Genomic DNA, 13,648 nt, shown 5'->3' with positions numbered 1-13,648 from the left:
GGAGGTGTTTTTTATGGCGACAGTGGTTTTTGCTGGAGAGCTAAGGACTTATAAACTCCCTAACGGTGCAAAGTTAGTGGTAAATAAGAGAGAGGATACAGAAGCGGTAGCCTTGCATGTGTGGTTCAAGGTTGGCTCTGCCTACGAGGACTATCAGCGAAAGGGTATGGCTCACTTTTTGGAGCATATGCTCTTTAACGGCTCGGAGAAGTATCCATACGGACAGATAGACTACATTATAGAAAGTCTTGGTGGAAACCTTAACGCCGGCACTTCAAAGGATTATACCTTTTACCACATAACTATAGCAAAGCCCTATTGGAAACAAGCCCTTGAAGTGCTCTATCAGTTAACTCAAAAGCCTCTGCTTTTGGAAGATATGGTGGAAAAGGAAAAGCCCATTGTTATAGAGGAGCTAAGGCGTGGAAAGGACAATCCTACTACAGTCCTGTGGGAAGAGTTTGAAAAGGTCTTTTACAAGGTCTCTCCATACAGACATCCTATTATAGGCTACGAGGAAACCATTCAGAAGTTTACAAGAGATATGCTCCTTGAGTTTTATAGGAACTTCTACCAGCCAAGGAATATGTTTGTGGTGGTGGTGGGAGATGTGGAGCCGGAGGAGGTCTACAAGGAAGTGTTGGAAACCTTTGGAAAAGAAGAAGGTAAGCCTGTGCCAAAGGTGGAGATATTGCCAGAACCAGAGCAGTTGGAAAACCGTTCAAAGACCATAAGGGACAAAAGGGTGGAAAGGACCTATTGGCTCATAGGTTGGAGAGCTCCTGCCATAGGCACAAAGGAATACTACGCCCTTGCAGTGCTTGACCAAATATTGGGAAATGGTAGGACTTCTCTCTTTTATAGGGAGTTAAGGGAAAAGGGTCTTGTTTACAGCGTATCTACAGGAGACTTTGGAAGACCAAGGGATAACCTATTTTTCATTTACGCTACCTTGGACCAAGATAGGTTGGAGAAAGTAAAGGCAAGGGTCTTTGAGCTTATGAGGTCTCTCAAAGAAACTTTGACAGAAGAGGAGGTTCAAAAGGCAAAGGAGAGGCTCATAAATTCAGAAGCCTTTGCCCTTGAGAGGGTAGAAAGGGATGCCTTTTATATTGGTTATTCTCTTACCGTTGTGGGTCTTCTGGACTACTACAAATACTTTGACAACAACATAAGAAACGTGCGTCGTGAGGATGTGTTAAGGGTTCTTGAGAAATACATCCTTAGTAAGCCTTACAGTGAAGTTATTATGGTGCCAGAGAGATGAGGTTTATAATACTTTTGCTTTTTTTGCTTAGTCTTTCCTTTGGAGGTGCAAGGGTGCAGGAACACATTTTGGAAAATGGAGTAAAGCTGATAACAAAGGAAACAAGGGGAAGAGGTATAGTCTCTGGTGTGATATTTATAAGGTCTGGGACGCATGGGGAGAAAAGGAGAGGGCTTACGAACCTTACCGCCTTGCTACTTACAAAAGGCACAAAGACCTATAGCTCTTACCAGATAGCAAGCACCTTTGAGGACTATGGAGGTAGCATATACGCCTCTGCCAGCGATGATTATGTGGAGATAGGCTTTTCCACTAAGGTGGAGGGTCTAAAGGAGGGTCTAAGAGTCATAAGGAGTATGCTCCTTGAGCCACTCTTTTCTGAAGAAGACCTTGAGAGGGAAAGACGAAACGTGCTACAGGCTATAAGGGCGAGAAGAGAAAGGGGGCAAGAGCTTGCGGTGGACGCTTTGAGAAGAATTACCTACAAGGGTTCTAACTACGAGGTTTTTCCTCTTGGTCTTGAGGAAGATGTAAAGGCTATAGGCAGGGAAGATGTGATAAATAGGTGGCAGGAAATACTGCCTTCTAAAAATGTGGTGGTAAGTCTCGTGGGAGATTTTAAGACAGAACAGGTTTTACCTATGCTTAGAGAGGTTTTTTCTGAAATTCCCGAGGGAGAGTATCCACTAAATCCTGTGGATGTGTCTATGAGGGAAGACCTATTAGAGAGGGTGAAAAGACCGGGCTCTCAAGCTACGGTGCTCTGTGCCTTTGACGCTCCTGAGTTTAAGGGAAGAGAATACTTTGCCTTTAAGGTGTTGGATGCTGTGCTTGGAGATGGTATGACCTCAAAGCTCTTTAAGGAACTTAGAGAAAAAAGGGGCTACGCCTATGCGGTCTATTCCACATATCCCACTCGCCTTTTTTCTCCAAGACTAATAGCCTATATAGGCACTTCTCCTGAGAAAAAGGAAGATGCTCTTAGAGACTTGGTGGAAGTGATAAAGAATAGTGAAATAACGCCAGAGGATGTGGAGCTTGCCAAAAATAAGATAGTGGGAGACTTTCTATTGGCTCGCCAAACGAGGGCAAGACAGGCATGGTATTTAGGCTTTTTTGAGGTAATGGGCTTTGGCTGGAGGATGGACTCAGAGTATGTGGACAAAATAAGGTCAGTGAGTTTTGAAGAGGTGCAAGCCTTAAGAGAAAAATACCTTAAAATACATCACTGCGTGGTGGTGGAACCCTAATGGGAGACTTTACAAAGGCTGGACTTGACAGAGGAGACCTGCAAAAGGAGTTGGAGCATGTTTTAATATCTGCAAAAATGCTTTACAGAACCTACTTGGCAGGCATAGAAGACCTCACAGAAGAAGAGCTTAGCTACGACCTTATAGAATACAAAGACCAGCTTGAGAGGGTAATCATTCCTTTAGTCAAAAGGGCAGAAGCGACAAGGAGTAAAAAACTCGTTGATATGGCTTACGAAATTAGATACACCTACGAGAAGCTCTTAGAGCTCATTCAACAGAAGCTAAAAACCTCTTGAGCTTTTCTATGGCATTAGCCTTTATTTGAGAAACCCTTGCCATAGACACGTCTAAAAGCCCTGCCACATCTTTTAGTGGTAGCTCCTCGTAATAGAAAAGCTGTAAGACTAACTTTTCTCTGTAGTCAAGAGTCTCTATAGCCTTAAGCAGTTTTTCTCTGAGGTCTTTTCTAATTACTGCCTCTTCTGGTCCTTCTTCTGTGCTTTCAAAAAGCTCCTCGTAGCTCCTACCCTCTTGAAAAAGTTCATCAAGGCTCATAAGATAAGAAAAGTTTATTGCCTGAAGGTCTTCTCTAAGCCTTTCTGGGCTCTCACCAAGATATTCCGCCAGCTCCTCATCGCTTACTTCACCGCCCTTTTCCATGCTAAGCTTATCAATAGCTTGTCTTATAGCCTTCTCCTTTGACCTGAGGCTTCTACTAACAAAATCAAGACTTCTCAAGTAGTCGTATATAGCACCCTTTATGCGTAGCTTGAGATAAGCGGTAGGGTTTTTGCTTTTGTCTAACTTTGGCAGAGACTCCACAAGAGCCAGAACCCCATATCCTATTAAGTCTCTTACATCCACAGAGGCAGGTAGGTGTCTGTGTATGCGGTAGGCTATCTGCTGAACTAAGGGCAGGTAAGAAAGCACAAGCTCTTTCTCTTCTGCGGTCATGGAAATATTTTACTTACTAATTTAGCCAGAAAAGTAAACCACAATAGGTTGCTTGCAAGGTGCAAAAGGCTCACAAAAGCCAAAGAACCAGTCCTTTGGTATATATAGCCGTAAAGCAAAGAAGGAAAAAAGGTAAGCACGGACCAAAGATCTACATACAGGATTATGTGAGGAATTGTAAAAAGCACTGACACAGTAAGGTTTGAAAACCTCTGCATAAGGTAAGCCCTAAAGAAGAGCTCCTCTGCAAAAGCCTGAAGAGTAAGGCTCATAAAGTTTTGAGGATGTAAAACATAAAGCAAAGGTAGTGCCAAAAGGCTTAAGTTCCATGGACTTTTTACTCCAAACCTCTCTAAAGGTAGAAAGACCAATAGTTTTCAACCCCTCAGACCCATTAAAATCTAAAATAAACGGTCAGCTCTCTGGTGGTGGCATGAGCTTTAGCCTATCTGGCACCTTAGAGAGACTACAGCTTAGGAGGTAGAGGCATGGAAGTAAGGCTACTTGTAAACGGAAAAGAGGTGAGACTAAAGGACTTTCCTCAAAGGGTGCTTTATAATCTCATTGAGGGTTATGTGAAAAGTCTAAACCTCCAAGAAGAGCCAAGGCAAGTAGAGGTTCATGTTAGGCTCAAAGAGGACCATAGTAGAGACACTAACCTTTGAGGTAGCAGAGGAACAAGAGGGTCTTAGGCTTGACCAGTTTCTCTCTCAGGCTTACCCTGACTTTTCAAGGAGCTACCACCAAAGGCTCATAGAAGAGGGCTATGTGCTTGTGGATGGTCTTGAGATAAGAAAGCCTTCAAAGAGGCTAAAAAGGGCAAGCCAAATAACCCTGCTTATTCCAGAGCCAGAGCCTCTTGAGGTGCTCCCAGAAAACATCCCCATTGACATAGTCTACGAAGACCAGCATATTCTCGTGCTTATAAAACCCTGCGGACTTGTGGTGCACCCATCCCCGGGATACACCTCTGGAACGCTTGTGAACGCACTTCTTTATCATGCTAAAAGCCTCTCCTCCATAGGTGGCGTGGAAAGACCAGGCATAGTCCACCGGCTTGACAAGAACACCATGGGACTTATGGTGGTGGCAAAGACCGACATGGCACACAGAAGCCTCGCAGAGCAGTTTAAAGAAAGAAAAGTGGAAAAACTATACAAAGCCTTAGTAAAGGGCATTCCAAACTGGAGCTACAAGCTCATAGAAGCACCCATAGGAAGACACACAGAAGACAGAAAGAAGTTCACCATAAGAGAGGAGGGCAAGCCAGCCAAGAGCGAAGTATGGCTTTTAAGAGCCTTTCCCCGTCAAAGCGTAAGCCTGCTTAAGGTAAAGATACACACAGGCAGGACACACCAAATAAGAGTGCACCTGTCTCACATTGGCTTTCCCATCTTGGGAGACACCACCTATGGCTTTAAGAGAAGCTCCGTAGACAAAAGGCTACTTCAGACCCTTGGCGGTTGCCACATGCTCCTTAGCTATCATCTCTCCTTTGAGCATCCCCAAACAGGACAAAAGCTCACCTTTGAAATACAAGAGCCAGAACCCTTCAAAAGCACCTTAGCTCTCATAGAAAAGCTTGAAGAAGAGCTCTCTTAGTCTTTGCACCGCACCCTCTCCACCAAGAACCTGCCTTAGCCTCTTAAACTCAAGCCTTTGGCTTTCCTTCCAATCCTCCTTTAGCTCCGAGAAAAACCTACACAAAGCCTCTGGACTTTTCTGAACCATCTCGGGTACCACATCCCTCTGGAGTATAAGGTTTGTGAGGGCTATGTTTTTTACCTTAACAAGAAGCCTTCCAAGAAGATAGGTTATAGGACTTACCCTATAAAAGACTACATGAGGAGAGTCCAAAAGGCTTGCCTCAAGCTCCGCAGTGCCACTGGCAAGAAGCGTAAAATCCGCATAAGCCATAGTGTTGTAAGAAGCCCTATCCAAGTCCCTGTTGGTTATGACCCTTATTGGAAAACCTGCAAACTCCCTCTCTAAGAAATCCCTAAAAGCCTCAAAGGTAGGAACAACCATAGGCTTTTCCACCCTCAGACATCTTAGCACCTCCTTCAGATAAGGCACATGCCTTTTTATCTCACTCCAACGACTTCCCGGAAGCAAAGCCACATAGTCCTCAAAGCCAAGAAAACTCCTCATAGCCTCTTTGCTTAGGCTTGGCTTTGCCAAATCCACAAGAGGATGCCCCACAAAATGCACCCTAAAGCCTTCCCTTGCGTATTTTCTGTAAAAGTCCACCTCAAAGGGAAGTATCACAACAAGATGGTCTACAAGCTCCGATATTAGCCTTGCCCTGCCCTCCTTCCAAGCCCAAACCTGCGGAGAGATAAAGTAGATAATTTTTCTCACCTTCCCCTTAGCCCTCTTGAGAAGTGGCAAATTAAAGGCAGGAGCATCACACAAAAGGAGCACATCCACCTCAGGAAGAAGAGCCTCTATCTGTCTCCAAAGCCTGTAGACCTTTGGAATTTTTGGAAGAGCCTCCACAATACCCACCACGGAAAGCTCCTCTATGCGTGCAAGGCTTTTAAAGCCCAAAGACTCTAACCTCTCATCGGTTATGCCAATAAACTCCACACCCCCAAAGTCCTTGAAAATCTCATAAACATAGTTGCTTGCAGACCTCTCCCCCAGAGAAACAAAAACCCTCATTCAACCTTTGCAAAAGCCCCAAAGAGCCCTTCACCCTTCCTCTCTATCCTAACCCTCACACCTTCCAACCTCACAAAAAAGGCATAGGAAACCTCCACCCTACCAGAGCTCCTCACACTTACATACCTCTCCGCCCAGCAGTCCTCCAAAGCATTCCTAAAGGTCGCCTTCAAATAAGCCCCATCATGATGCTCCATAATCTCTGTATAGACCACCTCCATGTAGTTATTCTCCTCCACCGCAGACCTCCACAAGCCCTCAAGCCCATCCTCAGAAACCTCAAAGGACACACCAAACTCCAAATCCTCTGGGTCCATGCCCTCAAGATACTCCTCTACCTTTGCCCTCAACACACCACAAAGCTCCCTTAACCTATCAAGCGAGGTCTGTCTGTAGGTTTCATCTATAGGCATAGAATTATGATAACATTAAAGTGGTAGTGGTTGGATATTTAAGAGAGCTTTTCAATACCAAAAGGCAGGAAAGGGTCTTAGAGGCGGTAGTTAAGTCTTCCCTTATAAACCTCCTTGCCCGTGGCTTTGGCTACTTTAGGTCTGTTGCCATAGCAGTCCTTCTTGGTTTTAGCTACCAAACAGACGCCTTCTTTATGGCACTTTCTTTGATAGGCATATTTCTCATCTTCGTTGATGTCTTTGACTCCATCGGAGTGCCAGAGCTTGTAAAGGCAAGAATGAAGTCAGAGGAAGAGTTCAAGAAAATTGCAGGTCTTCTCTTTACCTTTACCTTTACCATCTCCATAGCCATAACCCTTTTGGCACTTCTATTGATGCCCTTTGTTCTGAAAATCCCAGCAGGTTTTTCTGAAAACGCCCTGCAGGCAACAGAGGTCTCCTATCTTATTCTTCTGCCTTATCTGTTCTTTAATTTCTACTTTCACCACTTTGGAGCAGTTCTTAGAAGTCAAAGAAGGTTTACCGCTTACTTTGTGGGGGAGTTTACAATATCCATTACCCTTTTTACTTCTACCCTTCTCGGGCTTCTATTTTACAAAGACTACAAAATACTTCCTATAGTAGCATCCCTGTCAAACTCCATAGGAGCTATCTATATGTTATACGCAGGAAGAGAATACATTCATTTTCGTCTCTTTTATAACGAAACCACAAAAAGACTTCTCTCTCATTTCCTACAGCTCCTTGCAGTTTATGGAGTTTTTCATCTCTACATACTCGTTGACAGAGCCTTTGCCTCTTTTCTTGGAGAGAAAAGTGTTTCTGCTTTATACTACGGTCTCTTGCTTGCATCCGCACCAAGGGGAGTTCTAAAGTTTGAAAACATAGCCATAACTTCCCTTTCTGAGTCTCAAGGTTCCATTAAGAAGTTGGACTTTTACATAAAGAAGCTATTTCTTTTGACCCTACCCATATCCGTCTTTCTTTTCCTATTTTCACCCATAGTGGTTAAGCTCTTCTTCGGATACGGAGCTTTTTCAAAGATGGATATAGAGCTTACCGCAACAGCCCTTAGGTTTTATGCCCTTTCTTTGCCCTTCATGTTCTTCTGGCCCCTAATATACAGGGTATTCCAGATAAGAGGCAAGCTTTTGCCTGTGGGAGTTGTGGGTGCAATAGGTGTAGTGGCTAACGCCCTTTTTAATTATCTCTTTGTCTTTGTCCTCAATTTAGGTATTGCAGGCATATGCCTTGGTACTTTCTTTGCATATATGTTTATTTGCACTCTTGGCTACTTTATGCTAAGATATTATGACAAGAGAGCTTGGGGGTGAGGATGCTTAGATGTCCTGTCTGCCAGAGTGAAAAGGATGAAAGTTCCTATATTGAAACCTATGGCTCATCCTTCAACAACCAAGAGTATAAACTCTATCACTGTGAAACTTGTGACCTTCAGTGGTGGGAGCCTTTGAAGATTATTCCAGAATTTTATGAGATGGAAGGAGTAGATACCTACGAATTCTTCCATATGGGATTAAGAGAGGAGATAGAGGAAAATCACAGGATGTTTTTTAAATACATTCCTCTCAAATCAGGAAGGCTTTTAGATGTAGGCTGTGGGGATGGGGTTTTTCTAAAGGAAGCACAAAAGGCTGGCTTTGAGGTTTGGGGGATTGATTTTGATAGTAAATCAATTAAGGTCTGTCAGGAAAAATGGGGTTTGAAAAATACTTTTGTTATGTCTCCTCAGGAGTTTGCGGACTTTTGTCAAAAAGAGGGTCTTAAGTTTGATGTGATAACCTTCTTTGAAGTCCTTGAGCATCAGGATAAGCCGGTAGAGTTTTTAGAGGCAATAAAGAGTATGCTAAAGCCTGGTGGTTATATCGCTGGAAGTGTGCCAAATAGAGAGAGCTTTGAAAACTTTTTATTGAGGAAAATTTATACTTGGGATTATCCTCCCAACCATTTTTTATGGTTTTCTGATAAAGCATTAAAGAAATTATTTGAAAGTTTAGGATTAAAAATATATATATATCCTATTCGTACATACTCGAAGACAGCGCCTCTTTTACAGATTATGGTTATGGGAAATGTAGTAAACAGAGTTATAAAAAAAGCAATAGCTTCTAAGGAGGTTATTGATAAAAAAAATTATGATGAACTATCAATATTTAGAAAAGTTCTTTTCAGAAGTTTAAAAGGGTTAAGAGATATAGTATTCTCTTTTCCTATATTTATATTGGATTTTCCAAATAAAGGAGGTACTTTATACTTCCAATGTGAAGTTTATTAAGAAGAGGAAGCCATGAAAAATAGGATTTATATTCTCGGAGCAGGAATGACGGGGCTATCTGTTGGTGTTATTTCCGGTATTCCTATTTTTGAAGCTGGAGACTATCCCGGTGGAATATGCTCTTCCTACTATATGCGTCCGAACAGCAGAAATCGTCTACACGAAAAGCCTGAAGATGGTGAAGTCTACAGATTTGAAATAGGAGGCGGTCATTGGATCTTTGGTAGTGAGGGCTTAATACAGAAGTTTATTAGAAAATTTGTCTCTTTAAAAAGCTATCAAAGAAGATCTTCTGTATACTTTCCAGATAAAGATTTGTTTGTTCCCTATCCGATTCAAAATCATTTAAGATACTTAGGAAAGGAAATAACCTCAAAGGCATTATATGAAATAATAGACTCATTGAATAAATCTAAAAATTTTGCTACACTCTCGGAGTGGCTTGAAGCTAATTTTGGCAAAACTCTTTGTGAATTGTTTTTCTTTCCTTTTCACGAATTGTATACCGCTGGTCTGTATACTCGTATAGCACCTCAAGATGCATATAAGACCCCTATAAACTTAAAAGATATAATACAAGGTGCATTTTCTGATGTGCCACCCGCAGGGTATAATACGACTTTTGTTTATCCAGAGGAAGGACTTGATGTTCTTGCCCGTAGAATGGCTGAAAGATGTAATGTTAACTACGGCAAAAAAGTTATCAAGATTGATACTAAGGAAAAAACATTATACTTTGAAGACGGATCGTATGTTGGATATGATATACTCATATCAACCATACCACTCAATAAGGTTATAGAACTTGCTAATTTGTCTTCAGAGCTTCAATCTAAATCAGATCCATATACGTCTGTCTTGGTTGTGAATATAGGAGGAAAAAAGGGAGAGAAATGTCCTAAGGATCATTGGATATATATACCATATAGCAAGACACGTTTCCATAGGGTAGGTTTTTATAGTAATGTTGATAAGTCATTTGTTCCTAAATCTGTTCAAGATTTAGATACACATGTTAGCATATATGTTGAAAAAGCCTACATTGGTGGAGAAAAACCAAGCGAGGAAGAACTTAATGAACTTGTTAAAGACATCATAGAGGAGCTAATTAGCTGGGGGTGGATAAATGAGGTAGAAGTAGTAGACCCTACATGGATAGATGTAGCCTATACATGGTCATGGGTAGGTTCAAACTGGAAGACTGAAGCTATAAAACTCCTTGAAACGTATGGCATTTACCAAGTAGGTCGTTATGGAAGGTGGCATTTTCAAGGCATAGCTGATTCTATTAAAGAAGGATTTATTGCTGGTTCGGTTTTTAGAGTGAGGTGAATGTATTATGAAAATTTGTGCTATAGTAGTTACCTATAACCGCAAAAAGTTATTAATTGAATGCTTAAAGGGTATACTAAAGCAGACAAGACCTGTTGACGCTATTTATATAATAGACAATGCTTCTACAGATGGTACTCCTGAGCTACTTTTAAAAGAAGGATATATAAGAGAATTACCTCCTGCAAATATATCTGAACCATGGGAGCATGAACATGAACTGGAGAATCATGTTAATGGCGAGGCTGTTAAATTGTTTTATGTGAGAATGCATGAAAATACAGGTGGGGCTGGAGGATTCCATGAAGGTCTGAAAAGAGCATACGAAAAGGGATATGACTGGTTTTGGTTGATGGATGATGATGTTGAACCATTGGAACATGCTCTTGAAACCCAATTAAGATATAAGGACATATCTGAGTGTATCCATCCATCTAAGGTTTACTTAGATGGAAGTAGGTTTTTATGGGAAGGTCAAATATGTGAACAAACCGGTTTTGAAGTATTTTTTGGTGATGAATTTTTAAAGAATAAAGAATGGACTACAGTTAATTTTGGATGTTTCGAGGGAATGCTTATAAGCAGGAATGTTGTTGCAAAGATTCCTTATCCAGATAAAAGATTATTTACTATAGGTGATGATACATATTATGGATACTTGGCATCTAAACATACGAACAACATCTATATAAATTCGGTATGCTTTATCAAGAAAATAGATAAAAGACTCGCTACACATTCTAGACTTAGTTTTTATTTGTATGGTAGGAATATAGTCGGATATGTTGCTAGAAAGATAGCTAGAGACAAATTTGCATATTTGTTAGTCGCAACTTATAAATTGCTTAGACACTCTATGGGTATATTGATTAAAAGGAAGGGGCTTATAAAAGTATACGATTTATGGAGAGGTTATATAGACGGGCTTTTGGAAAGATGGGGTAGGGAAAGAGAATACTTTAAGAGATAAAATGAGAGATAAAATAAATAGCGTGAGGTGAAATATGGGAAGCTTTAAAGCTATATTTATTCCATCAATTGGAACAGGTGGTGCGGAAAGGGTGGCAGTTAACTTGATGAAGAAGCTAAACTTTGACTATTTAATTCTATTGGATGATACGCACATAGCTTATCCCATTCCCTTGCCTATGGAAAGAATAATATGCATTAAATCACCTGCATCTCAAAGTTTGATTAAAAAATTTATTAACCTGCCTATAAGGTATTTTAGACTAAAAAGGGTTAAATCTAAATACAAAATCACAACATGTTTAAGCCTGCTTGAACCTGCAAATTTTTTGAATGTTATAACAAAAGACAGAGATAAGGTTATTTTATCCTTCCGTGCCCATTATTCACAACAGTTTTCAGAGGATCCTTTTTTAGGTAATGGTTTAAGAAGAGTTATTATAAGGTTTTTTTATAAAATTATGTTTAAAAATATGTATAACAAAAGTGATATCATGATAGCTACATCAAAAGCAGTAAAGAAAGACCTAATAGAAAACTTTGGATTATCTGAAGATAAATTAGTAGTCATTTACAATCCCATATTTATAGACGACATTAAGGAGCTTTCCAGAGAGTCTTTAGGAGAATATGAAACCATTTTCAACTATCCAGTTTTAATAACTGCTGGAAGACTAACCAAACAAAAAGGTCAGTGGTATCTGTTAAGGATATTCAAGGAACTAAAAAAGGAATTTCCAGAGCTAAAACTCCTCATTCTTGGAGAGGGGGAGTTAAAGGAATATCTAACTGGTCTTTCAAAGGACTTAGGGCTAAAGACCTATGTATGGGACAAAGACCAATTGTCTGAGAGTTTTGATGTTTATTTCCTTGGTTTCCAGAAAAATCCCTTTAAGTTTATAGCAAGGTCAAAGCTATTTGTTTTTCCAGCTTTTTTTGAAGGTTTTCCAAATGCCTTAGCAGAATCCATGGCTTGTGGGACTGCGGTAGTTTCTGCTGATTGTAGGTCTGGACCAAGGGAGATATTAGCACCAGATACGGACTTTGAATACCAAACAAAAGAGCCAGAATATGCGGAGTATGGCGTTCTTATGCCTGTTTTTGAGGTAAAATTTAAGAGGGCTGATGAGCCTTTGGATGAGATAGAAAGGATGTGGGTGGAAACTTTGAAAGAGTTGCTAAGGAGGGAGGAGTTAATAGAAATGTATAGACATAAAGCTTTGCAAAGAGCAAGGGATTTTGATATAGAGAAGATAGCTGAAGAATGGAAAAATATTTTGAGAAAATAAATACGATATGGATATTTACTTCCTTCTCAACTCTCTTGCGGGTGGTGGTGCAGAAAGGGTAGCGGTAAACCTTTCTAAAATATTGCCAGTAAAAAGGCTCTTGCTATTGGAAAGAGAGATAAAATACGAAATTCCAGAGGAGAAGATAGTTTTTCTTTCAAGTCATACAACCAAAACAAACCCAATACTAAAGACCTTTTACATACCTCTATATGCTAAGAACTTGTCTCAAAGATTAGAAAAAAATTCCCTTGTAATCTCTTTCTTAGAGAGAGCTAACTATGTAAACATATTAGCAAAGCCATACTCAAAACACAGGGCTTTTATTTCCATCCGTATGTCGCAATTGACAGGAAGAAAAAGACATCATCCATATAACCTTCTATCTAAACTTCTTTATCCCAAAGCAGACATGGTTATATGCGTATCAAAAAGCATAGCTGAAGAGCTTAAAACCTCTTATAGAGTTCCTGAAGACAAATTAGTAGTCATTTACAATCCCATATTTATAGACGACATTAAGGAGCTTTCCAGAGAGCCTTTAGGAGAATATGAAACCATTTTCAACTATCCAGTTTTAATAACTGCTGGAAGACTAACCAAACAAAAAGGTCAGTGGTATCTGTTAAGGATATTCAAGGAACTAAAAAAGGAATTTCCAGAGCTAAAACTCCTCATTCTTGGAGAGGGGGAGTTAAAGGAATATCTAACTGGTCTTTCAAAGGACTTAGGGCTAAAGACCTATGTATGGGACAAAGACCAATTGTCTGAGAGTTTTGATGTTTATTTCCTCGGTTTCCAGAAAAATCCCTTTAAGTTTATAGCAAGGTCAAAGCTATTTATTTTTCCATCTTTTTTTGAAGGTTTTCCAAATGCCTTGGCAGAAGCTATGGCTTGTGGGACTGCGGTAGTTTCTGCTGACTGTAGGTCTGGACCAAGGGAGATATTAGCACCAGATACGGACTTTGAATACCAAACAAAAGAGCCAGAATATGCAGAGTATGGCATCCTTATGCCTGTCTTTGAGGTAAAATTTAAGATGGCTGACGAGCCTTTGGATGAGGTGGAAAGGATGTGGGTGGAAACTTTGAAAGAGTTGCTAAGGAGGGAGGAGTTAATAGAGGAGTATGGAAATAAAGCTTTGCAGAGGGCAAGGGATTTTGATATAGAGAAGATAACAGATTTATGGGCACGGATAATACAATTTTGTTGAA

Annotated in this window: 16 protein-coding genes; 12 read left to right on the top strand and 4 right to left on the bottom strand. The window is 40.5% G+C overall.

The genetic code is table 11. The annotated features are described in order from the left end of the window. Positions 1-13 precede the first annotated feature (13 nt). The 3 genes from IAE16_RS07920 to IAE16_RS07910 are packed head-to-tail and all read left to right on the top strand — an operon-like array spanning position 14 to position 2,816. The gene (locus IAE16_RS07920) at positions 14-1,267 is read left to right on the top strand and encodes a M16 family metallopeptidase (protein ID WP_323700271.1); all 1,254 of its coding nucleotides are present in this window, start codon (positions 14-16) and stop codon (positions 1,265-1,267) included. Beyond that, a complete protein-coding gene (locus IAE16_RS07915) occupies positions 1,264-2,517 on the top strand; it encodes a M16 family metallopeptidase (protein ID WP_323700270.1) in 1,254 nt (417 codons plus the stop codon). Before IAE16_RS07920 ends, IAE16_RS07915 begins: the two co-directional genes overlap by 4 nt. After that, the gene (locus tag IAE16_RS07910; protein WP_323700268.1) at positions 2,517-2,816 is read left to right on the top strand and encodes a hypothetical protein; all 300 of its coding nucleotides are present in this window, start codon (positions 2,517-2,519) and stop codon (positions 2,814-2,816) included. The genes IAE16_RS07915 and IAE16_RS07910 overlap by 1 nt, the downstream gene beginning before the upstream one ends. Here IAE16_RS07910 and IAE16_RS07905 read toward each other — a convergent pair. Together IAE16_RS07905 and IAE16_RS07900 are read right to left on the bottom strand one after the other, a co-directional pair. Then, positions 2,788-3,474: a sigma-70 family RNA polymerase sigma factor gene (locus tag IAE16_RS07905; protein ID WP_323700267.1), complete on the bottom strand. Its 687-nt coding sequence runs from the start codon at positions 3,472-3,474 to the stop codon at positions 2,788-2,790. The two genes, IAE16_RS07910 and IAE16_RS07905, sit on opposite strands and share 29 nt — an antisense overlap. Then, entirely contained in the window at positions 3,471-3,776 is a 306-nt protein-coding gene (locus IAE16_RS07900; RefSeq protein WP_323700266.1) for a CPBP family glutamic-type intramembrane protease, read from the bottom strand. Before IAE16_RS07900 ends, IAE16_RS07905 begins: the two co-directional genes overlap by 4 nt. A gap of 26 nt (positions 3,777-3,802) precedes the next feature. Between IAE16_RS07900 and IAE16_RS07895 the strand changes: the two genes are divergently transcribed. Genes IAE16_RS07895 through IAE16_RS07885 form a run of 3 tightly spaced genes read left to right on the top strand, consistent with a single transcriptional unit; the run spans position 3,803 to position 5,076 of the window. Next, complete coding sequence (locus IAE16_RS07895; protein WP_173833935.1) at positions 3,803-3,958, top strand: hypothetical protein; 156 nt, start codon at positions 3,803-3,805, stop codon at positions 3,956-3,958. Positions 3,959-3,962: 4 nt separating this feature from the next. Next, positions 3,963-4,139, top strand: a complete 177-nt coding sequence (locus IAE16_RS07890; protein ID WP_323700264.1) for a hypothetical protein — start codon at positions 3,963-3,965, stop codon at positions 4,137-4,139. Further along, positions 4,096-5,076, top strand: a complete 981-nt coding sequence (locus tag IAE16_RS07885) for an RluA family pseudouridine synthase (RefSeq protein WP_323700263.1) — start codon at positions 4,096-4,098, stop codon at positions 5,074-5,076. Before IAE16_RS07890 ends, IAE16_RS07885 begins: the two co-directional genes overlap by 44 nt. Here IAE16_RS07885 and lpxB read toward each other — a convergent pair. After that, positions 5,038-6,138, bottom strand: coding sequence for a lipid-A-disaccharide synthase (gene lpxB / locus IAE16_RS07880; RefSeq protein WP_323700261.1), 1,101 nt, complete (start codon positions 6,136-6,138; stop codon positions 5,038-5,040). The two genes, IAE16_RS07885 and lpxB, sit on opposite strands and share 39 nt — an antisense overlap. Beyond that, the gene (locus IAE16_RS07875) at positions 6,135-6,551 is read right to left on the bottom strand and encodes a hypothetical protein (RefSeq protein WP_323700260.1); all 417 of its coding nucleotides are present in this window, start codon (positions 6,549-6,551) and stop codon (positions 6,135-6,137) included. Before IAE16_RS07875 ends, lpxB begins: the two co-directional genes overlap by 4 nt. Before the next feature lie 20 nt (positions 6,552-6,571). On the opposite strand from IAE16_RS07875, the gene murJ reads away from it, so the two are divergent. Genes murJ through IAE16_RS07845 form a run of 6 tightly spaced genes read left to right on the top strand, consistent with a single transcriptional unit; the run spans position 6,572 to position 13,647 of the window. Continuing rightward, positions 6,572-7,885: a murein biosynthesis integral membrane protein MurJ gene (gene murJ, locus IAE16_RS07870; protein WP_323700259.1), complete on the top strand. Its 1,314-nt coding sequence runs from the start codon at positions 6,572-6,574 to the stop codon at positions 7,883-7,885. 2 nt (positions 7,886-7,887) lie between these two features. Beyond that, positions 7,888-8,844: a class I SAM-dependent methyltransferase gene (locus IAE16_RS07865; RefSeq protein ID WP_323700258.1), complete on the top strand. Its 957-nt coding sequence runs from the start codon at positions 7,888-7,890 to the stop codon at positions 8,842-8,844. Positions 8,845-8,856: 12 nt separating this feature from the next. Beyond that, positions 8,857-10,176 (top strand): protoporphyrinogen/coproporphyrinogen oxidase, encoded by a 1,320-nt coding sequence (locus IAE16_RS07860; protein WP_323700257.1) that lies wholly within the window; start codon positions 8,857-8,859, stop codon positions 10,174-10,176. 7 nt (positions 10,177-10,183) lie between these two features. Beyond that, a complete protein-coding gene (locus IAE16_RS07855) occupies positions 10,184-11,146 on the top strand; it encodes a glycosyltransferase family 2 protein (protein WP_323700256.1) in 963 nt (320 codons plus the stop codon). Positions 11,147-11,180: 34 nt separating this feature from the next. Further along, complete coding sequence (locus IAE16_RS07850) at positions 11,181-12,434, top strand: glycosyltransferase (protein ID WP_323700254.1); 1,254 nt, start codon at positions 11,181-11,183, stop codon at positions 12,432-12,434. Positions 12,435-12,441: 7 nt separating this feature from the next. Continuing rightward, entirely contained in the window at positions 12,442-13,647 is a 1,206-nt protein-coding gene (locus tag IAE16_RS07845) for a glycosyltransferase (protein ID WP_323700252.1), read from the top strand. Position 13,648: the final 1 nt, after the last annotated feature.

Origin of the sequence: Hydrogenobacter sp. T-2 (assembly GCF_033971325.1) — a bacterium.
Taxonomy (GTDB): Bacteria; Aquificota; Aquificia; order Aquificales; family Aquificaceae; genus Pampinifervens; species Pampinifervens diazotrophicum.
Note: the sequence above shows the minus strand (reverse complement) of the source record. Positions and strands in the feature narration are given on the sequence as shown.

Coding starts and splice junctions, on each gene's coding strand:
- IAE16_RS07915 (WP_323700270.1), top strand. CDS start 1,264: ATGAGGTTTATAATACTTTTGCTTTTTTTGCTTAGTCTTTCCTTTGGA.
- IAE16_RS07905 (WP_323700267.1), bottom strand. CDS start 3,474: ATGACCGCAGAAGAGAAAGAGCTTGTGCTTTCTTACCTGCCCTTAGTT.
- IAE16_RS07920 (WP_323700271.1), top strand. CDS start 14: ATGGCGACAGTGGTTTTTGCTGGAGAGCTAAGGACTTATAAACTCCCT.
- IAE16_RS07855 (WP_323700256.1), top strand. CDS start 10,184: ATGAAAATTTGTGCTATAGTAGTTACCTATAACCGCAAAAAGTTATTA.
- IAE16_RS07895 (WP_173833935.1), top strand. CDS start 3,803: ATGGACTTTTTACTCCAAACCTCTCTAAAGGTAGAAAGACCAATAGTT.
- IAE16_RS07860 (WP_323700257.1), top strand. CDS start 8,857: ATGAAAAATAGGATTTATATTCTCGGAGCAGGAATGACGGGGCTATCT.
- IAE16_RS07845 (WP_323700252.1), top strand. CDS start 12,442: ATGGATATTTACTTCCTTCTCAACTCTCTTGCGGGTGGTGGTGCAGAA.
- IAE16_RS07865 (WP_323700258.1), top strand. CDS start 7,888: ATGCTTAGATGTCCTGTCTGCCAGAGTGAAAAGGATGAAAGTTCCTAT.
- lpxB (WP_323700261.1), bottom strand. CDS start 6,138: ATGAGGGTTTTTGTTTCTCTGGGGGAGAGGTCTGCAAGCAACTATGTT.
- IAE16_RS07875 (WP_323700260.1), bottom strand. CDS start 6,551: ATGCCTATAGATGAAACCTACAGACAGACCTCGCTTGATAGGTTAAGG.
- IAE16_RS07890 (WP_323700264.1), top strand. CDS start 3,963: ATGGAAGTAAGGCTACTTGTAAACGGAAAAGAGGTGAGACTAAAGGAC.
- IAE16_RS07885 (WP_323700263.1), top strand. CDS start 4,096: ATGTTAGGCTCAAAGAGGACCATAGTAGAGACACTAACCTTTGAGGTA.
- IAE16_RS07850 (WP_323700254.1), top strand. CDS start 11,181: ATGGGAAGCTTTAAAGCTATATTTATTCCATCAATTGGAACAGGTGGT.
- IAE16_RS07910 (WP_323700268.1), top strand. CDS start 2,517: ATGGGAGACTTTACAAAGGCTGGACTTGACAGAGGAGACCTGCAAAAG.